Raw genomic sequence first — 21,132 nt, forward strand, 5'->3', positions numbered from 1 at the left:
GTCATTCTTTTTTGTAGATAATATTTTTTATTCCGGAAGCAGTCTCAATCGTTAGCTTCGTCTGTTTTTTCTCTTTCAATTCCGGTATTCCGTTCAGAATACTTTCGCAGAAGTCATATTTCTTAGCAGGTTTGCCATTAATCTTAATCACTTTGTCTCCTACTTCTATCTTACCTTTCGTGCTACTCCAGACGGTAGATACAAATAAGTCTCCGTCTTTGACCGTCAAATCGAAGTTGTTGCATTGATTGTTGATTTCATTATCCGGTTGGAAAGCTTCAAAATAGAATCTTCCACGTGGATAGTCGATAGTCACTTTCCCGTATTGTAATAACTTTACACCTAGTAATGTATAAGGGTGTTTGTCTGTATGGGTCGTTAAGTTGCGGAATTTGGTGGCTCCTACTGATAATAAGGGAATATGTACTCTATATGAAGATGCTTTATCTGCTTGTCCGGCTACTCCGATACTTCCTTCCCCATATCCTTCAGAAACGACTTCCATAGATGCCTCCGGTTTAATTCTCTCAAAATCACTTTCAATAAGAGATAACAGACTGGGACTGCCTGTATCAAATAATACAGTGATGTTGCTGACCGGAGCGATCTGTACATTGACAATTGGCATTCCCCCTTCTTTCGTGAAATTCAGCATTTTTCGTAAAGATACTGTAGAAGGCTTTTCGGCAGATGTGACTATGATATTTTTAGTCTGCGAATCAATGCTTACAATAGTACTTGCAAATAAATCGCTTCCGATGATACCATCTACTCCAAAACATTCCCAGCCTTTTACTTCATTGATGATTAGCGACGGGGCATTTTTAAAGTTAATAACATCATCGGGAGTCGTCAGATTTTCTATTCGCGTAGTTTTGTAATAGCTTTCCACGTTATTCACATCTGTCACCTTCATAGAGTCTGTTGCTGTTATTTGTAGTGCTTGACAGGCTTTAGTGGTAAGTGCGGTGCGCCCTCCGGTATCAAAGATAAAAGGGCGTGCATTGCCGTTCACTTTCATTTCGATAACCATTTTTTCGCCTACCATCCGATAAGGTATGGTTGCTTTATATTGTTGGGCGAATAAAGGGACCGCCATGCAAAAGGCAATGACGGTTCCTATTAGACGAGTATATTTCATAGACTAATCTTTATTTGCTGACTTTTTCTGCTTCCAAGATTGCTTGGTAAGCATTAACGATACCTCCGGAAATACATAGGTCATCAAAAAGGAATAAATCTTGTGAAGGGCTATCGTTCACGCGGATTCCTTTTTCTACTTCTACACCTTTGCGTGAAGTGACGCTTTTTAATAATATGTCACGGATTTGAGAACCGGTCAGTTTTGGGAAATAAGACTTCACAAGAGCAGCTACGCCAGCTACAGTAGCCGAAGCCATTCCTTCTCCAGTTCCTTTTTGATAAGTGTCACCCATATAAGATGAATAAATGTCTGTTCCCGGAGCATAAATATCGAGAGCAGTTGCACCGTAATTGGTGTTCAATACCGGATTTCCATTCTTGTCTGAAGAAGCAACTACCATAAAATTAGTAAGTTCTCCCTCTTTATTCATCTTACGGTTGGGAAAGAATTCGTCTTTATCCATATCCATTGATAGATCCCAAACCGGAACTATAACTAATGCCCCTTTCTTCTCTGCCTCTTTCAACGCCTCTGACACCCATTGTTTCTGCTCTTTCGGATATATGGAGTTTTGTTCCGGTAATACGATTACATCTGCACCGTGGTTTACTGCATAGCGGATGGCCAATGCCATATCTTTCAGGTATGGTTCTCCTTCTCCCGGGTGGATGCGTAAGGTCATGATTTCTGCATTGTCTGCAATACCGTTACTTCCGATACCGTTGTCACGTTTAGCTGCGATAACGCCGGCCTTCATTACGCCTGTTGCCGCATCAGATGTCAACAGTACATTATTACCATAATGCGTATCGTTAATATCCAGAGGATTGTCACCTACAATTTCTTTTCGATTATCACTTCCGTATCTCTTTAAAGCCTCTTCATAAGACGCTTTACCTGTTTCTACACTTTTCTTTCCCATATTCTGATAAACAGGTTCCCATTTATCCGTATTATAGATGCTGAAATAGTAGGCAGTAAATACAAAAGCGACTTCAGAAAGACTGTCTCTTTCAGCTTTGGGATCATAACAACTTTGGAAGTCCTCAACAGTCAGCTCTTTTCCGGGAAAACGTTTTTTCATGTCCTTATCGAACTTTTCAACATATTCTTCTATAACATAAGATAGTTGAAGACCGCCGTAAGCTCCACCGATTCTTGATTCCGGCATGACTTTATAGCGATAGTAATTATATTCTTCTATGTTTTCCGGTGCGGGGACTTCTTGGCGTTTTCCATTGACTATTTTATAATACTTCTTTCCGTCAAAGATATAATCAGCGTATTTATCTTTGAGACGGAAGAATTCACGTTCTCCTTCGCGTGTCAAAGCTTCCATTACTTGGCCGTCTTTACCACCGATGAAGTTCCAGCCATTGATGTCGTCAACAAGCCCGTTTTTATCATCATCTTTTTGGTTTGACTTTTCTTTTGGGTTGATCCAGATTGCGTGTTTTAGGTCTTCGTGTTCTACGTCCATTCCGGTTCCGATCAGTGCAACAACCGGTCTTTTCTTTGCTTTCTTTTTGTTGGCTTTCAGGTAATCATAAGCTTTGTTTACTTCAGCTCCGTATACACTGTCCTGGTCGAAAGAACAGTTAAACCAGTCCAGTTCGGATTGTTTTTTTTGTGTTTCTGCCTTTGGTTTGATTAACTGGGCTGATACAGTAACGCTGATAAAACAGCATACGATTGGAAATATAAGTTTCTTCATTGTCAAAAGAGTTATAATTTATATAGTTTGTTTATTGTCTTATTTTTAAAATGGCCTCGCGTACTTGTTCACCCCGGACGTTGCGTGCAGCAAGTTTGCCTTCTTTGTCAATGACTACAAGGAAAGGGATGGAGTAGAAGCCGTAATCAGTCTGGATAGCACTTGGAGTCTTGCTGTTTTTAGGGAATCCTGTCTTATCCCATAGCATCACCCACGGCAATTTTTCTTCATCCAGCATTTTTCTCCATTTTGCTTCGCTGTCATCCAGCGAGACACTGATGAATTCCAGATCGTCAGCCTTCAATTCATTGTATATGGTTAGCATACTACGCATCTCTTTACGACAAGGACCACACCAGGAGGCACAGAAGTCAAGTACGACAATTTTCCCACGGAAGTCTTTCAGACTTACGTTTTTTCCGTTGGCATCTGTGAAAGTAAAGTCGGGACATTCTGCACCAATGATTTGGTGGGAGAGGATTTCTACCCTGTTTACCAGCCATTTGGCAGATAAAGACTTTCTGTCTTGTTCCGGTATCATGTCCAATAGCATCTTGTTGGATTGGTAATCATTTACATCTGCCAGATAGGCTAATGCAGATGCCATGGAGGGAGTTAGTTTTCCTTTGACGGAAGTAGAAATCGTTGCTATATCCGGGTCTTTTTCTGCTGGCATATAGTTTTGTAAAGTCAGAAACGGATCGATGCCAGTGAATGAAAGCGAACTTTGTTCAGGGTTCTTTTCGTCGAAGTAGCCATTGATTGTTACCGGGTTATTTTCCAGATAAATATTCTGTTCGGTTTCTCCTAAATAGAGTTTGTAGACATCAGGAATGATGTTTATTTCATCGGTACTGAATGTGTTATTAGTACCGATGATGCAGCTTAATACAACGCCTTCATTCATATCTTTTATTTGTAAAGTCGTTGGCTTTAATACTTTTATTCTTCCTGATATTCTTAGCCCGTTATTTCCCCATATGGTGGTACCGCATAAGAGTAATATGGTTAATAATAGATTTTTTACTTTTGTCATTATTATGAGTTTATAGTTCATTATCAGAGTTGTTATTCTTCATCTGGAGTCTCCGGTATTGGAGGTAAAGGTAAATCCCAGTCTTCCGGTCCGTTGGCTATTGCTTCCAGATCGATCTGATATTTATCTTTTAAATATTTCTGTACGAAAGCAAACTTTTCGGTGAGAAAAGGATATTTATCAGCCGGATATACCTCTGCTAGTCGTGCTTGGTTATAGTACATGGAAAGATGCATATATCCTATAAAAGTCTCTTCATTGGTTGGAGGATAAGAGTTGTTGGCTGGTTCGCTGATACTATTGAATACATACGTGTTTACACTTCCCGGATATCCTCTGGTAAGATAATAGTTTGGGTCATCTTCCATTCCCAAGCCTGCTATCAGATTAGTGACATGGTCGAATCCCACTTCAAATTCTTCAGGTATAATGATGTTTCCGGCTTTTACTGCTTTTTCCAATACGGGAGCCAATATCATTTTCCGGCGTCTGTCAAGGAGTGCTCTGTCTGTGGGAATTAAATAAGGATCGCTGGGATTGTCTTCTCCAAACATACAAGTGCACCAATAATCCAGCCCATCGTAATTTTCGTGTATGGGTACAATCCAGCTTGCTAGGATTACGCCTCCAACTTCTAATACGCCTTTACTATAGACATTGTATCCCAAATACCAATACATAGGCAGAACTTTAGATGTGATCGGCGGATTCAAGTATGCAAAGATATGCTTTTTCATAAATTCGACATAGTAATTGGTCATTTCGTCATTTACACAGCCTTGGCCTTCGTAGCCACTACCATATGATATGCCTGTCCAGCTGCGATTAAAATCAGCCCTTTGCAGATCTTTATAAATAAGATATACATTATAGTCTTCGTATATTTGGGCGATGTCATCGTCCCAACTATTATTTCCTTGAGGTACTTTAAAGCGTAATTCAATGCCTCCTTCTGTAGGAGTCAGTGTGTCTTCTTCATAACATGAGGTGAATAATGCCATACAAGCAAGTAATCCCCATAATATATATTTTTTTTTCATATTCATTTCTTTTGTTTAATTCATAAGATATATACTATTAACTTTCGCGTTTTGGAGCTAAAGGGTTCTGCTCCAGTTTTTTATTTTTAATTAAGACGGCGTCTGGTATAGGCATGGTATAGGAAGGATCATTCTGTTTTAATGTATATACCTGTTCTCCCCATCTATGAATAATTTGTGGCATTCCGTAGCGTCGGAGATCAAACCATCGTTGCCCTTCAAAACAAAGTTCTTTTCTTCTTTCATTTTTGATGAAAGTTTTGAGCGCATCACCTGTTAATCCGGTAGGCTCAACAAATTTGTCGGGTTCATAACGTTTAGCCAGTAAGGTTTTTAAAGCAGATAGTGCTGTACTCTCGTCATTATTATGGGCAGCTGCTTCTGCTAGATTTAAATAAGCCTCACCTAGTCTGAAGGATAAAGCAAAGTTTTCCGAACCACTAGGTTCACCTGTAGCTGAAAGTTTGTATTTGCCGAAAGTAGTATAAGAGTCTTCATAGAAAACTTTATCATCTTTATTGAACTCTTTTGCTATATACTTTTCTTTTCTTAAATCTCCATCTTCAAAGCTTTCAATCAAGTTATCAGAAGCGATAAAAGCTTCTCGGTAATAGGTGGTGGTATTACCGAAGTAACCTTCTTCCTCATACTCTACCGACTCATCATTGAATACAGTTAAGTCTGAAACGCTTCCATATAACCAAATAACCTCAGATGATTTTAAAGATGTAAAATTGTAATAAGGCTCTGCCACTGTTGGAGAAGGGAGGTTATTTAAGTCTACTAAAGCGAAGGACCAGTCTTTTATTACTTTGTTGGCGTATATGGCTGCATCTTTCCAGTTTTCCATATAGAGAAAGACGCGGGACTTCAGCAATTGTATCATTGGAAGGCTAACCAGATAATTCGGTTCATATTGTTTATCTTTGCTTAAAGTAAGGAATAAACGTTCAGCTTCATTCAGATCGTCCACAATTTGGTTGTATACTTCCTCAACGGTGTTTCGTGTCATTAATAGTTGGTCTTCAGGTAGCAGGTTGCTGTCTAGTTTGAGTGGAACTCCTAAAGCCTGTTTGTTATAGTTGTATGGTGCTCCAAAATGATTGACTAACATAAAATAATAGAAAGCTCTTAATCCGAGGGATTGGGCTATTACATAATTTTTTTCAGCCTCCGTACCATTTACGTCACCGATATAATCAAGAGCTGCATTTGCGCCTAAGATATAGTTATAGTATCCTTCCCAGATATTCTGAAGAGGATAACCATTTCTTTCCATAATGAAAAACATATCCGGTTGCCATGTATAAACAGCTTGTTTGGCTTCTATATTTTTTAGAGAGTTGATGCTAAATTCATAATCAGTTTTGTGGAACTGAATGTCATCGTCTAAGAAGCTAAGAAAGGGTAGTAGGAAATTGCTTTTATCCTGTTTGGGATAAGCAGAACCGATTAACATTTCTTGCAAAGCATTTGCATCTTTGGGAACGTACTCACTTTGAGATTTAGGCTCTAGAAAATCTGAGCAAGAGGATAGTGATAGTAAGACTATTCCTGTTAGTATATATATAATTCTTTTCATTGTCTATCTTTTTATTTTTTTAGAAACCAATGTTAATACCTAATGAATAATTCCGTGGAAGTACACTGTTGCTAACTTCCGGGTCGAAACCGTTGAAACGTTTGCTGGCGATAACAAAGATGTTATCCATGTTAAAGTTGAGTGATAGATTTTTCATATATATTTTTTCGCACCACTCACGTTTCATTTGCCAGGATAGACCGATGTTGCGGCAGCGTAAGAAAGAACCACTGACCACCATAGCGTCAGATTGTTCCCATAATGGAATGCTATAAACATTCTCATTGTTGGGCAATTCTATATAAGCCATTCCTGCTTTGGGTAAAGAAGGAATGATTGTATGGGCTTCGTCTCCCGGTTCTTTCCAACGGTTCAGTAAATCGCGGTTTATATTTGTATATGGATCTGGCATATAATAAGAACTAGCGAATTGTTCGTATGGTGATGGCAGACGTTTCTTGTTGCCGAGTAAAAGTGAAAAACTGGTGTTTAAAGTTAATGATTTATAGCGGAAACTTAAGCTCAATCCACCAGTGAAATAAGGATCTTTCTGACCAGAATATACCAGATAAGTAGTCGGATCTATTTGTCTGCTACGTTCTTCTTCCGGAATATCCAAAAGATTGAATAAAGCTTCACCGGTTTTTCCGTCTAATCCTGCAAAAGAGTATGACCAGAAACTGCTGAGCGGATATCCTTCTTTTAATACAATATCTGAACGTCCACTTAAGAAGGAAGCTGCATTGACATCAATGTCTGTATGTCCGCCTTCATTCCAGTTCTTGGAAGCATTCAAACTGACACTTAATGCATAGTCCCGTTTCTGTATCGGGGTAAAAGTTAATGTGTATTCGATACCTCTGTTGTGGATAATACCACCGTTGCGTTTCATGGATGTTATTCCATATTCATAAGGTAATTCCAGTTCAACAATGGCATTGGATCGTCTTGTATAATATTCCAAATTCATATAAAACATACTGAATAATTCCAGGTCTACACCGAAATTCCATGATTTGGTACGTTCCCATGATAGATTCGGATTTGGGATTTGGGAGATGGTAGACTGATATCTGTTGTATAGATTAGCCACTTTCCCCTGATTTAAAATCAAATCCGGACTAATGCGCGTTACTGCATTTCCTTGAATACCATAGGTGCCGCGGAAGTTTAAGGTTGTTATCCATTTTACATATTTCTTCATGAAGTCCTCTTCTGAAGCTCTCCAGGAGAAACCGAATGAATAGGTAGGGTCAATACGGTGATTGGCATCCTGACCGAAACGGTTGGATGCATCATTACGTATATTTGCATTAACAACATATCGGTTTTTGAGTGAATATGCCAATGTGGCGAATACGGAAAGGTAATTGTCTGTAGTATTGACTTTTCTCCATCCACCATCATATATCTTTTTTAAAAGCCCCCATCCTTCGTTTTTAGAACCTGTAATCGGTGTAAAAGCTTGTGGAGTGGTTGGTAATGTTATTACTTCTCCTCTATCTGGGGCATATCCCCATACCGTATTGCTGACACCTTTATTAGTGGAAGAACGTAATTCCATACCTACTAAAGCATTAATTCGGTTCTCATTATTAAAGGCTTTACTGAATTGCAGTTTATTTTGGATGTTGTAAGAGTACTGCTGTGCGTTATTTGTGAATAATTCGCCTCCGAATGGGAGTAAGGCTGCTCCAAACTCTTTACTGTTTGGTGAGACAGAGTTGAAATCATAACCACGATATGTTTCAGCAATATAAAACGTTTGTTCAGTTTCCCAAGCTTCGTTTGTGCTGTTATTATTGGAATATCCACCAGTAAATTGGTAAGTTAACCAGTCCAATATATTCCATTTCAAGTCTAGCGAAGCTGACATGAAACTTGATTTTGATTTAGAACCACTATTATTCCGTTCATTTACGAAATTGTATGATAATGATTTGACTCCGCTATTGTATGGGTATGAGGCTTTCATTTGATAGTAAGCATCAGGGTCTATAGAACGATTGGTAGTAGTAGCATACCCCATAGGATTGACTCCTCCGGCAAAACCGTTATTCGTACTTACGCTACCGTTGATCGTTGCATTAATCGTTAGTTTTTGTACCGGGCGTATGGTGATGGCAACGCGTCCGGTCATACGTTCACTGTCGTTTCCTATTTCCTGCCCTTCGCTATTGGAATATCCCATAGAAGCTGCATAACTGTATTTATTTGTTCCACCGGAAACACTTATATTATGGTTATGGCTAAAAGAACGGCGGGTTAGTAGTTTGAACCAATCTGTATTTTGTGTTTCCAGAACATTGCGTTGTGCCAGAAAATCTTCAGAAGATATATCGTGCGATAGATACATATTCAATAATCCTTCATAAGTATATATTTGTTTGATTGGTTCTGTGCCATAAGGTGTTCCCCAGTTAAAAGCTTCTTGTGAGAATAGTACTCTTTCTTTGGAATTCATATAATTAAACTGTCCATAGTTGGGACGCGTACCCATTACAAAATTAGAGGTGTAATTGACACTTAGACGATCAGTCGTATTCTTTTTGGTTGTGATCTCAATAACACCATTCGATGCTTTTGAACCATAAATAGCGGTCGCAGAAGCATCTTTTAAAATACTAATGCTTTCGATATCAGCAGGATTTAACCAAGAAATCTGATTACCGATAATGTTTTTCAAGTCCTCTGTCATGAGAGAAGATGCATTCAATTCCAGGGGGTCTTCCTGAATGATGCCGTCGACTACCCAAAGTGGGTCTTGATTACCCAGTAAGGTACTGGTACCACGGATTTGAATTTTCGGGGCAGTACCTACACGACTACTTGTATTGGTGACAATCATACCTGCCACACGTCCTTGCAACATTTGGTCAATAGTGGTATATGAAGGCATTAAAATATCTTTTGCTTTTACTGTGGTAATAGAACCTACTAGGTCACGGCGTTGAATATTCTGATAACCGGTTACAACCACTTCGTCAATTTCAGTACTGGAACTGTTTAGAGTGACATTAATCGTTTTCTTTCCTGTATATCTTACAGTCTTTTTCTCCATTCCGATGAATGAATAAGTTAATATTAACCCTTCTTGTGCAGGAATATTAAAAGTGTAATGTCCGTCTAGTCCGGCGATAGCTCCATGTTTTGAACCTCGGACAGTGACTGTAGCTCCGGGAAGTGCTTCACCGCTTGCATCACGTATCCATCCACTAATCGTGATTTTATTAGTCTTTCTTTTCTTAATAACGATGGCAGTGCCTGATACTTCATAAGTCAGGTTAGTTCCTTCCAGACATTCATCCAGAATTTCGGTGATCGTTTTGTTTTTTGCCTTTACGCTGATATCGGTTATGTTAGCGATATCTTCTGTTGCGTACATAAAAATGAATTTTGTACGGTTTTGCAAATACCAAAGCGTAGATTCCAGGCTTTCGCCTCTCAGATCAACGGAGATTCGCTGATTGTCTTGTGCTTGAATCATAAGTGAAGAAAGGGAGAATATCCATAAAAGGCAGAACTTAACGAAATTTCTGCTTACATAAGATACTCCCTTTGAGGAGGATTGTGTTCGTTTTTTCATAATGCGTTAGTTATAATATGTATTAATAGTTATTGTTTATAAGAAATGTGCAGTATACCTTCTCTTTGTTTTATGTCTACCATATTTAATTCCATTATCATGTCGATAATTGGATTCATGTTTGCATAGCGGTTGAGATAAGCTCCGATTTGTACCTGTCTGGCTGCATCGTCTTCAAAAGTGTATGTGAATCCGTACCATTTGGAAAGATATGACATTACATTCTCAAGAGGAACATTCATAAATATGAATGATCCGGACTCCCAGGAAGTGTATAATTCTGTATTTACGTTAGATACGGTACTTTCCCGACTATTTTTGTCATATACGAAATGTTGGTTTGGAATCAATTCATAATCTTCGTTTTCACTGCTAATCTCTATAGCTCCACTAATTAGTGTAGTACTTTCCACTTCTTCATCCGCATAAGCCCTTACATTGAAAGAAGTTCCTGTCACCCGAATAGAAGTGTGCGGTGTTTGCACGATAAAAGGATGTGCTTTATCTGGAGCAACATCAAAATAGGCTTCACCTTCAACCTGTACGATGCGTTCCTTATCGCTGAAACAAATCGGATAAGTCAGTTGTGATTCTGCGTTCAGATGTACTTTTGTTCCATCTGAAAGGACAATGTGACATTCCATACCATGCAGTGTACGAAGCGTATTTTTGATTTCTTTCACTTTGGGCTTGTTGGCAGGAGTTTGATAATTAATCCCTTTGGAGTCAATGATGAACACTTCAGTTGCACCCTCCGGAAGGACATTCTCAAAAAGGTTGAAAGTGTTGCCATTACTTAAAGTCAGTTCTCCGCCATGGGTTCCTGGAGTGATTTCACCGATTGGTTCTCCGGCTACCCAATTATAAATAAGGTATGAAATCGGTATTAACAATAGCAAAAGAAGAGCCGCATATTTCAGACTCCTTTTCCATGAAAGAAAACCGGATGTTTTTTCTCCTCCTAGTAGCGGATAGATTCTGTCCCATGCCTTTTGTGAAGAGAAGCTTTTTATTAACCGGCTGTTTTCTTCATACGTTTCCTTATTTAATATCCGGTCGGCTATTTTTTGATGCTCCGGATTTTCATCCAACCACGCATGATAGTTTTTTTCCTCTTCGGGAGTAGACGAATGAGTAAATAAGGAAGCTAAGATTTTTGCAATTTTAAATTTTTCTTTGAATGAATTCATCGTTTTTTCGATTTGTTATATAAGTAAAACAATCCAATCGAAAAAACGGGGTAATCAAAAAGTTACTTTATTTGCATAAAAATAGTAATAAGGTGTAATTTATGCCTTTGAGACTTTCGCGAAGTTTGCGATAGGCGAATTTCTTTAACGTATGGACAGTGCCTTCTGAAATTTGCAATTTGTCAGCAATCTCATGGTTTTTTAACCCTTTCATAGAGTATAAGATGATATTTCGCATTTGGGTAGGCAATTCTTCTACCGCTTTGCGAACCATGTGGAATGTTTCCTGTTCGATAATAGCAGCTTCAAAGCCACTATCGAATTCTTCCTGTCCGGAAAAATTAGGAATATCTAATTGTTCATGTTTTAGGTGATTCAGACATTTATTTCGGGTGACGGTATAAAGGAAGCTTTTTACTTTCAAAATGTCGTCGAAATCTTCTTTCCGTTCCCAATAAGCTAACAATACATCTTGCGCAATGTCTTTGCAAACTTCTTTGTCTTCAATATAGTGGGATGCGAACACGCAAAGAATAGGATAGTAGTCATCAAATAGCTTTTTGAAAGCCTGTTTGTTACCACGTCTGATGTCTGCAATTATATTTTCTATATGTATGTTCACTATTTAGGGTGGAGCGACTGGTGCAGGAATTTTCTTATCCAATCTTACTTATTTTCTTCAGCTTTTCTTCTTCGATGATTTTGATCTTTCTTCCGTCGATTGTAATCAGTCGTTCCGTAGCGAACTGTGACAATGTGCGGATAGCATTCGAAGTAGTCATATTAGAGAGATTAGCTAAATCTTCGCGTGAAAGATAAATGCTCAAAGTAGATCCGTCTTCTTCCAAGCCGTAGCTTTCTTTCAGGAAGATGAGAGATTCGGCCAAGCGTCCGCGGATATGCTTTTGTGTCAGATTGACAGTGCGTTCGTCTGAGATGCCGAGATCAATAGAAAGCTGGCGGATAAAAAACATAGCCAGGTCATTATTCTGGGCAACTAAAGTTAAGATAGCATTCATAGGAATCAGACAAACAACAGAGGGTTCGAAAGCTGCTGCGGCAGTTACAAAATCTTGTTTGGCAAAATAAGCACGATAAGCAAAGTATTCGCGTGGTTTAATCATGCGAATAATCTGACTTCTACCTCCCACGCCATCTTTGAAGATTTTTACTTTCCCACTGATAAGACACATCAGATGAGAAGGTGTTTCCCCTTCGCAGTAGATGGTTTCATTTTTTTTGTAGGTTTGTATCGTATAATTGTTCATCAGAAACTCCTTTTGCTCGTTATTTAAAGGAGCTAACATATCGGATAACGGTTCCGAAATATCGATGTCTGACATATTCATTTTTACCATGAGTGCTACAAAACTGTGTTATACAGCACAAAAGTAAAAAGAAAAAATGAGAAAATGAACGAATCTATAAAAAGATTGCACAAAAGTGGGAGCTTTCGTGCAATCTTATAGGCATTTTATTTAGCAAACAACAGTTCTCTGTATTTGGGTAACGGCCATATTTCGTCGTCTACTTCCATCTCTAGGTGGTCGATGTGGTCGCGGATCTGATCGAGATACGGGCGTACTTTTTCTTCATACTCAAATGCTCTTTCCTTATAGTTCTCCATGTGGTTGGCTACTTTTCGTGCTTCGGTCATTTCGCGAACCAGTACTTTGATGGAAGTGACCCGGTGTGAAATTTCACGGATCAGCTCTTTGCGGTCGGCACTCAACACTTCGTATTCTTCAGCCGGGAATATTTCTTTCAGTCCGCGAAGATTTTCGAGCAACCGGTTCTGATAGGCAACGGCAGTCGGTACGATGTGGTTAATGGCGAGGTCGCCCAGTACACGGCCTTCGATTTGCACCTTCATGGTATATTTCTCCAGTTCCACTTCCAGACGGCTGTTCAATTCGGTTTCGTTGAAGATACGTTCGCCAATCAGCACTGATTTGGATTGGTTGTCAATATAGTGCATCAGGGCTTCCGGTACGTGGCAGATGTTAGTCAGTCCGCGGCGTGCGGCTTCCTGTTTCCATTCTTCAGAATAACCGTCGCCCTCAAAACGAATCGGTTCGGAGGCGATAATCGTTTCTTTCAGTATGCGGAAGATGGCTTCATCTTTGCCTACTCCTTCTTCCATCAGCTTTTCTACTGATGCACGGAATTCGTTCAACTGGTTTGCCATGGCGGCATTGATTGCAATCATGGAGGCGGCACAGTTGGAAGACGAACCTGCGGCACGGAACTCGAAACGATTTCCGGTGAATGCGAAAGGAGAGGTGCGGTTACGGTCGGTAGTATCCAGTAGGATTTCGGGGATGCGTCCGATACCTAACTTCAGGGTGGTTTTTTCTTCCGGTGTCATTTTCTCGTTTCCTACCTGGCGGACAATTTCGTCGAGAGTGGACGATAGTTGTGAACCCAGGAAGCAGGAGAGAATGGCGGGAGGAGCTTCGTTGGCTCCCAAACGGTAGCTGTTGCTGGCGCTCATGATGGAGGCACGCAGTAAATCCTGGTTTTTATAAACCATCATTAAGGCGTTTACCAGGAAAGTGAGGAATAGCATGTTTCCTTTCGGATTCTTTCCGGGGGCGAACAAGTTGATGCCGGTGTCGGTGCAGAGCGACCAGTTGTTGTGCTTGCCCGAACCGTTTACTCCGCTGTATGGCTTTTCGTGTAGGAGTACATTGAAGTGATGTTTCCTTGCGATACGTTTCATCAAATCCATGACAAGCTGGTTGTGGTCGTTGGCAAGGTTGCAGTTTTCGAAGATAGGGGCCAACTCAAATTGGTTGGGGGCTACTTCGTTATGACGGGTTTTGGCGGGAATACCCAGTTTGTGACACTCAATTTCGAGTTCTTTCATAAATGCCGTGACACGTGGAGGGATGGAGCCGAAATAGTGGTCTTCCAACTGTTGGTCTTTGGCGGAAGAGTGTCCCATCAGTGTCCGTCCTGTCAGGCAGAGGTCGGGGCGTGCATTATATAAGGAAGAGTCGACTAGAAAATATTCCTGTTCCCATCCTAAATTGGTATATACGCGTGTGATGTTCTTGTCGAATAGTTGGCAGACTTCCGTTGCTGCTTTATCTACGGCGGCAAGTGCTTTCAATAATGGAGTTTTGTAATCCAGTGCTTCGCCTGTATAAGAAATGAAGATAGTTGGGATACAAAGAGTGGTGTCTACCACGAATGCTGGTGAAGAAACATCCCAGGCTGTATATCCTCGTGCTTCGAAAGTGTTGCGGATACCGCCGTTAGGGAAAGAAGAGGCATCCGGTTCTTGCTGGATCAGTAGTTTTCCGGAGAAGCGTTCGATTACTCCGCCGTCTTCGCCGAATTCGATAAAACCGTCATGTTTCTCGGCTGTTCCGTCTGTCAGAGGCTGGAACCAGTGTGTGTAGTGAGTGACGTTGAGTGACTTGGCCCAACTTTTCATGCCGTTAGCAATCAAATCTGCTATTTCGCGGCTGATAGGCGTACCTTTTTCGATAGCATCGGTTACAGCTTTGTAGGCTTCTTTGGGAAGATACTCCTGCATCTTCTTGCGGTCGAACACGTGGCTACCATAATAATCAGAGAGTTTGTTGGAAGGAGCAGTTACTTCCAGAGGTTTCCGGTTGGAAAGCTCTTGTAAGGCAAAAAAACGCATTTTTGACATAAATGGTCTACTTTTTATCGGTTGATGGTGCAAAATTATATGTTTTTTCTGAAAGTACCCCTATTTTAAAGGGGGTATTTTTAGAAATGAATGTATTTTTTCTAAAGATACCCCCTCTGTTGATTCTCCAACTTCTGTTCTTATTGCTTCTGTTGGTCCATTTCTTTAGCCATCTGTTTAACCAAACTTTCCACTTGGATATAATGGTTGTGATAGTTTTTGAATAACTGTTTGAACACTGGACTGTCCATAGCCATTTGAGTAAGGAATTGTAAATGTTTGCCCATAGCGGCATTCATTTGTATACGTTCTTTCTTGCTCAAATTGTCTTGTATGGAGTAAGCTCCGCATGAAATTTGGATTTCTGCAATACCTTCATCCCACGGATGGGTGTTGAGGTGAGTCAATGCTGCCAAGATTTTTTTCAGGTCTTTCAGCAGAATGTTTAATAGTTCGAATTCGGTGCGGTTTATGGAGCAGGAATCCGGGTTCAGGAGGAAAGCGAATTTAAGGTAGAAATCCTTTAATTCTTCTTTAGGAATAGCAAATGAATCTTTGGAAGCCTTTATCATGCCTCCCACCGCTGGTTGAACGGTAACTTGTTTTGTTTCCATAATATAATTATGAATAAGGTGGTAGGCGAAGATTTTCTATGAAATAAGAGCGGTTCCGCCTTTCCCGTTACTCTTCACCAACCAGGCAGTGGGTGCATTAACACTCCACACGGGGGTACGAAACCGCCATATGAAGCATCAGGACAGGCATAAAAATGCCTGCCACGAAAACGAGGCAGGTTCCCTGCCTGGTTGATATGAAGAGTATCACAAAGATACGACAATTTTCTTCTTTGTCAAAAATAAAAGGAGAAATAAAAAGGTAAGAGTAAGTATTTCTCTTTTTTATGCAGTTTTTAATTAAATGGGAATTTATCAGTTAAATGAAAATTTATCGGTTAGGCTGAAAGCCTTACAATTATATATTTATTGGGATGCCCTGAAAGGGCTTAATTATCATTTAGTTCATTTATGCACCGTTATGAATCAAACTAGCGGTGGTTTGATTATTTTCAAAAATCATGGTAAAATAAAGTATATCAACTTCTCTGTCAACTTAGAAATAAAAGTTTACTTTTGCCTTCCACAAGTTTCACAGACTCGTAAGTTGTAGTATGACAGATGTTTGCTGTGATTTAATGACCTCGTTTTAGCTTTTCACATCCTTCACACTCTAACGAAAAGCCCCCCGGTTCAAACAAAAGCTTAGGCGTTTCTTTATATGGAAGGATATAAGAAGATTAATACGACCGGATAACAGATTGAAATAGTTAACATGGTATCAGCCGACTGCCGTTGACCATACAGCTGACTGCAGTTGTCTAAGTCGCTGACTTTAGTTGACCGAACAGACGACTCTAGTTGTCTATTCATAAATCAACTTTAAAATCGTGATATAGAGTCGATATTACGTAGTATCAAACCATATACTTCATGTTAGGTATTGGTTTGATTTTATTTTATCCCATACTTGACACTATTCAACAAAAAAACTCTATCTTTGTTCTATAATTGAGATACAAGAAATAATGGGAAGATTTATCAATCCCTTTACCGATTTTGGCTTTAAGTTTTTATTCGGCAGAGAGGTAGAAAAGGAGTTATTAATCGACTTCTTGAATGATTTGCTCGTAGGAGAGCATGTAATTACCGACATCCAGTTCCTAAACAACGAACAGCAGCCGGAAGTAAAAACAGAACGAGGACTTATCTATGATATATATTGTAGAACCAATACGGGGGAGCATATTATCGTAGAAATGCAGAACCGGGAACAGCCTTACTTTAAAGACCGTGCCCTTTTCTATCTTTCGAGGGCCATTACCCAACAAGCGAGAAAGGGGATTTGGAACTTTCAATTAGATGCTGTGTACGGAGTGTTCTTCATGAACTTCGTGATGGACAAGGATATACCCTCTAAAATCAGAACGGATGTTGTCCTTTCTGACAGGGATACAGGTAAGCTTTTCAATAGTAAGTTCCGGCAGATTTTTATTGAATTGCCGAACTTTAATAAAGAAGAGGATGAATGTGAAAATGATTTTGAACGCTGGATTTATATATTAAAGCACATGGATACACTTGATCGAATGCCTTTCAAGGCTCGTAAAGCCGTTTTTGAACGACTGGAAAAGTTAGCCTCCAAAGCGAATATGACCCAGGAGGAAAGAATGCAGTACGAGGAAGAATGGAAAGTTTACAACGATTATTTTAATACGTTGGACTTTGCAGAACAAAAAGGAATGCAAAAAGGTATACAAAAAGGTATACGAGAAACAGCCCGTAAATTGAAAGAATTAGGAGTGGATGATGATATTATCATAAAATCTACGGGTATTTCGAAAGAAGAAATAGAGAAATTATAATCTTTCTCCTATTATTAATAGGCGACTCATGCATTCAAACATGAGTCGTTTTTGTTTATTCATATATTTATATTAATCAGGTGTGAAAAGCTTCCTTCCCCTGATAACTCTTTTTAGTAGCTTAATTCCATTGCTTTTCGATATTCTTTTTTATATTTGCCTACGTTAATGAAGGAGATACGACAATTGAGAGATAAAATATTGATAGGATGCATATTGTGTCTGTTCTCTTTTATATCAAAGGGGGCAGCCAATAATTATATAATGAATCCTTATACTCATCAGGAAATCTCTGCCGACTCCATCATAGAACGTGTGATGACCTTTGCGCCTTTGTATGAAACGATAGTCAGCGATTATCGCGCGAACCTATATATAAAAGGTAAGATGGACATTCAGAAGAAGAATTTTATTCTCCGTTATGTGCCTTCCATGTTTCGTTTGCAAAAGGGTGTTCGCGAATATCTGCTTGAAACGTACAGTGACCTGCATTATACGGCTCCCAATATTTACGACCAGAAAGTAAAAGCCTCCCAGGGAACGGTGAGAGGAAACAGGGGATTGCCGGGCTTGCTCGAATACTTTAATGTAAATATCTACTCTTCGTCTCTGCTGAATGATGAACGCTTGTTATCACCACTGGCTAAAAACGGACAGAAATACTATAAATACCAGATAGACAGTGTGATGGGAGATCCTAATAATCTGGATTATCGAGTCCGCTTTATTCCCCGTACCAAGAGCGATCAGTTGGTAGGTGGATATATGGTGGTTAGTAGCAACGTCTGGAGTGTTCGTGAAATCCGTTTTTCGGGAAGATCGGAACTGATAACATTTACCTGTTGGATTCAGATGGGAGATGTCGGCAAGAAAAATGAATTCCTGCCGGTGCGTTATGATGTAGAAGCCCTTTTCAAATTCCTCGGAAATAAGGTGGATGGTAATTATACAGCTTCTTTAGATTATAAATCCATCGAACTGAAAGAAAAGAAGGTACGTAAGAAAGAGAAGAGGAAATATAATCTTTCGGAATCTTTCTCCTTGCAGTGTGATACGAATGCTTATAAAACGGACGCCTCTACCTTTGCTATCATGCGCCCGATCCCTTTGAACGAGAGCGAGAAAAAACTATATTTCGACAATGCGCTTAGACGTGACACGGCTACCATACAAAAGCCATCCAAGAGTCAGGCCTTTTGGGGAACGATGGGGGACTTGATGGTAGAAGATTATAAATTCAATTTGTCCAATATCGGAAGCGTACGGTTCTCTCCGTTTATAAATCCGCTTTTATTCAGTTATAGCGGAAGCAACGGTTTGTCTTATCGACAGGATTTCCGTTACAACCGTCTTTTCAGAGGGGATAAATTACTTCGTATTGTGCCGAAACTCGGATACAACTTCACGCGTAAAGAGTTCTACTGGTCGTTGAATGCCGACTTTGAATACTGGCCGCAGAAACGGGGATTCTTCCGGTTGAATGTGGGTAATGGTAACCGTATCTATAGCAGTAAGGTGCTCGACGAACTGAAAGCCATGCCGGATAGTATCTTTAATTTCGATTTAATTCATCTTGATTATTTCAAGGACTTGTATTTTAACTTCCGCCATACAGTTGAGATAGTCAACGGACTGGATATCGGTCTGGGTTTCTCTGCCCATAAAAGAACAGCCGTAGAGCCTTCCCGTTTTGTGATTACCGGTGATTATCCGATGCCGCCTCCGGAGTTTATGGATAAATTCAAGAACACTTATATCAGTTTCGCTCCCCGCATCCGGATAGAGTGGACGCCGGGACTCTATTATTATATGAACGGAAAGCGAAAGATAAACTTGCATTCTATCTATCCAACTTTCTCGGTCGATTATGAACGGGGAATTAAAGGAGTATTTAAAAGTACGGGCGAATATGAAAGAATAGAGTTTGACCTTCAGCATCAAATCCGGATGGGATTGATGCGTAATATTTATTATCGTTTCGGATTCGGGGCATTCACCAATCAGGATGAACTGTATTTTGTGGACTTTGCCAATTTCTCCCGCCATAATCTTCCCGTAGGCTGGAATGATGAAATCGGCGGAGTATTTCAGGTGCTTGACTCACGTTGGTATAACTCCTCCCGTCGTTATGTGCGGGGGCATTTCACCTACGAAGCTCCGTTCCTTATTCTCCGGCATCTGATGAAGTACACCCGTTATGTGCAGAATGAACGTATTTACATCAGTGCACTTTCTATGCCGCATCTTCAACCTTATCTGGAAGTCGGATATGGCATCGGTACGCATATTTTCGACGTGGGAGTCTTCGTAAGCAGCGAAAACTGGAAATTCGGAGGAATAGGCTGTAAGTTCACGTTTGAGTTGTTCAACCGATAGTTTTTCCCCGTTCTGGTTGTTTTATCGAAAGATTATACTTATCTTTGTATAAGAGAGGATGAGGGCCGAATTTAGCATCAAAGAGGTGTAGTCGCCTCGTAAGCACAGGTATTTTTCCTAGAAAATAAATTCTAAGGTATAAATACCTAAATTTATTTTAGTAAATAACTCAGCCTCTCTTCTCTTTGTTTATATACATAATACAAAATGGACGGAATTCTAATAACGATACTTATTGTCACAGGTTTTCTGATTTATAAGATGATTTCCTCAAGCAGAAAACAAGAGGGGTATAAAAGATGGAAAGCGACAGACGGTAGTAAGGAAGAAAAGACTACTAAAGTAAAATGGGAGCATGGAGCCTGGCTTAGGCATGCTTTGGGAGCGACAGTTTCAAGAGCACAGTATGTTCAAAAGTATGATGAATCGGCTGTTGTCTGGTGTGCCAATCTGTTGGGAATGGAAACGGGACAATTGAAGGAAATACTACGAAACGTTTCTGTACATTACCGGGAATTTTGGATGAGAAAAAGAAAAGGAGGGTATCGTATGATCTCTGCTCCTAACAAAACAATGCAATCCATTCAAGCGACTATTAATTCACGTATATTATCACCTGTAACAATGATTCATCCGTCAGCGGTAGGTTTCCGGAACGGTCATTCTGTAGTCGACAATGCCAATCCTCATTTAGGAAAGCGGTATGTGTTGAAAATGGATATTCATGATTTTTTCTTTTCTATACGAAGTCCGAGAGTGAAAAAGACATTTGAGAAGATCGGTTATCCGGAAAATGTATCTAAAGTATTGGGAACGTTGTGTTGTTTGCACAGACACTTGCCGCAGGGAGCGCCTACAAGTCCGTCATTAAGTAATATCGTTAGTTATGAGATGGATAGGAAGTTGGCGGCATTGGCAGCGGAATACGGACTGACTTATACCCGGTATGCCGATGACCTGACTTTTTCGGGAGATGTATTTCCCAAAGAGCAGATTATTCCCCGTATTAAACAAATCATTCGTGATGAGAAATTCGAACCGAATCATAAAAAGACCCGTTTCATCAATGAGTATGGTAGAAAGATTATCACGGGAGTGTCCATCTCTTCTGGTGTGAAACTGACTATCCCTAAAGCCAGAAAGAGAGAGATCCGGAAGAATGTCTATTTCATCCTGACGAAAGGTTTGGCAGAACATCAGCGACGGATTGGTTCGAGTGATCCTGTCTATCTGAAACGGCTGATTGGAGAGCTTTGTTATTGGCGGTCAATAGAACCGGACAATAGCTATGTATCCGATTCTATTGCTGCCCTGAAACGTTTGGAGAAAGGGTATTGATCTAATTCCTGTCACCTGAATCTACTAGACAGGATCACTCGAA

Annotated in this window: 14 protein-coding genes; 3 read left to right on the forward strand and 11 right to left on the reverse strand. The window is 39.9% G+C overall.

Annotated elements, in window-relative coordinates:
• Position 1: 1 nt before the first annotated feature.
• From BXY_RS16590 to BXY_RS16640, 11 genes are all read right to left on the reverse strand, one after another.
• Complete coding sequence (locus BXY_RS16590) at positions 2–1,141, reverse strand: aspartyl protease family protein (RefSeq protein ID WP_004315450.1); 1,140 nt, start codon at positions 1,139–1,141, stop codon at positions 2–4.
• Positions 1,142–1,151: 10 nt separating this feature from the next.
• A complete protein-coding gene (locus tag BXY_RS16595) occupies positions 1,152–2,858 on the reverse strand; it encodes a S8 family serine peptidase (protein WP_004315451.1) in 1,707 nt (568 codons plus the stop codon).
• Between the two features lie 31 nt (positions 2,859–2,889).
• Positions 2,890–3,915, reverse strand: coding sequence for a TlpA family protein disulfide reductase (locus BXY_RS16600; RefSeq protein ID WP_008771145.1), 1,026 nt, complete (start codon positions 3,913–3,915; stop codon positions 2,890–2,892).
• Positions 3,916–3,926: 11 nt separating this feature from the next.
• Positions 3,927–4,940 carry a hypothetical protein gene (locus tag BXY_RS16605; protein ID WP_015532473.1) on the reverse strand — a complete coding sequence of 338 codons (1,014 nt, stop codon included), beginning with the start codon at positions 4,938–4,940 and terminating at the stop codon, positions 3,927–3,929.
• A gap of 31 nt (positions 4,941–4,971) precedes the next feature.
• Positions 4,972–6,516: a RagB/SusD family nutrient uptake outer membrane protein gene (locus tag BXY_RS16610; RefSeq protein WP_004315454.1), complete on the reverse strand. Its 1,545-nt coding sequence runs from the start codon at positions 6,514–6,516 to the stop codon at positions 4,972–4,974.
• Positions 6,517–6,535: 19 nt separating this feature from the next.
• On the reverse strand, positions 6,536–10,102 hold the full coding sequence (locus BXY_RS16615) for a SusC/RagA family TonB-linked outer membrane protein (RefSeq protein ID WP_195564799.1): 3,567 nt from the start codon (positions 10,100–10,102) through the stop codon (positions 6,536–6,538).
• A 29-nt stretch (positions 10,103–10,131) separates the two neighbouring features.
• The gene (locus tag BXY_RS16620; protein WP_004315456.1) at positions 10,132–11,292 is read right to left on the reverse strand and encodes a FecR family protein; all 1,161 of its coding nucleotides are present in this window, start codon (positions 11,290–11,292) and stop codon (positions 10,132–10,134) included.
• A 67-nt stretch (positions 11,293–11,359) separates the two neighbouring features.
• Positions 11,360–11,914 (reverse strand): RNA polymerase sigma factor, encoded by a 555-nt coding sequence (locus BXY_RS16625; RefSeq protein WP_004315457.1) that lies wholly within the window; start codon positions 11,912–11,914, stop codon positions 11,360–11,362.
• Positions 11,915–11,948: 34 nt separating this feature from the next.
• Positions 11,949–12,650 (reverse strand): Crp/Fnr family transcriptional regulator, encoded by a 702-nt coding sequence (locus tag BXY_RS16630; protein ID WP_009039694.1) that lies wholly within the window; start codon positions 12,648–12,650, stop codon positions 11,949–11,951.
• A 116-nt stretch (positions 12,651–12,766) separates the two neighbouring features.
• Entirely contained in the window at positions 12,767–14,956 is a 2,190-nt protein-coding gene (locus tag BXY_RS16635; protein ID WP_009039695.1) for a glutamine synthetase III family protein, read from the reverse strand.
• A gap of 140 nt (positions 14,957–15,096) precedes the next feature.
• Positions 15,097–15,570 (reverse strand): hypothetical protein, encoded by a 474-nt coding sequence (locus BXY_RS16640; protein ID WP_009039696.1) that lies wholly within the window; start codon positions 15,568–15,570, stop codon positions 15,097–15,099.
• Between the two features lie 968 nt (positions 15,571–16,538).
• Between BXY_RS16640 and BXY_RS16645 the strand changes: the two genes are divergently transcribed.
• From BXY_RS16645 to BXY_RS16655, 3 genes are all read left to right on the forward strand, one after another.
• Positions 16,539–17,375 (forward strand): Rpn family recombination-promoting nuclease/putative transposase, encoded by an 837-nt coding sequence (locus BXY_RS16645; RefSeq protein ID WP_008020943.1) that lies wholly within the window; start codon positions 16,539–16,541, stop codon positions 17,373–17,375.
• Positions 17,376–17,543: 168 nt separating this feature from the next.
• Positions 17,544–19,751, forward strand: coding sequence for a DUF5686 family protein (locus tag BXY_RS16650; protein ID WP_009039698.1), 2,208 nt, complete (start codon positions 17,544–17,546; stop codon positions 19,749–19,751).
• Positions 19,752–19,958: 207 nt separating this feature from the next.
• On the forward strand, positions 19,959–21,089 hold the full coding sequence (locus tag BXY_RS16655; RefSeq protein ID WP_009039699.1) for a retron St85 family RNA-directed DNA polymerase: 1,131 nt from the start codon (positions 19,959–19,961) through the stop codon (positions 21,087–21,089).
• Positions 21,090–21,132 lie beyond the last annotated feature (43 nt).

The organism is Bacteroides xylanisolvens XB1A, assembly GCF_000210075.1.
Lineage (GTDB): Bacteria > Bacteroidota > Bacteroidia > Bacteroidales > Bacteroidaceae > Bacteroides > Bacteroides xylanisolvens.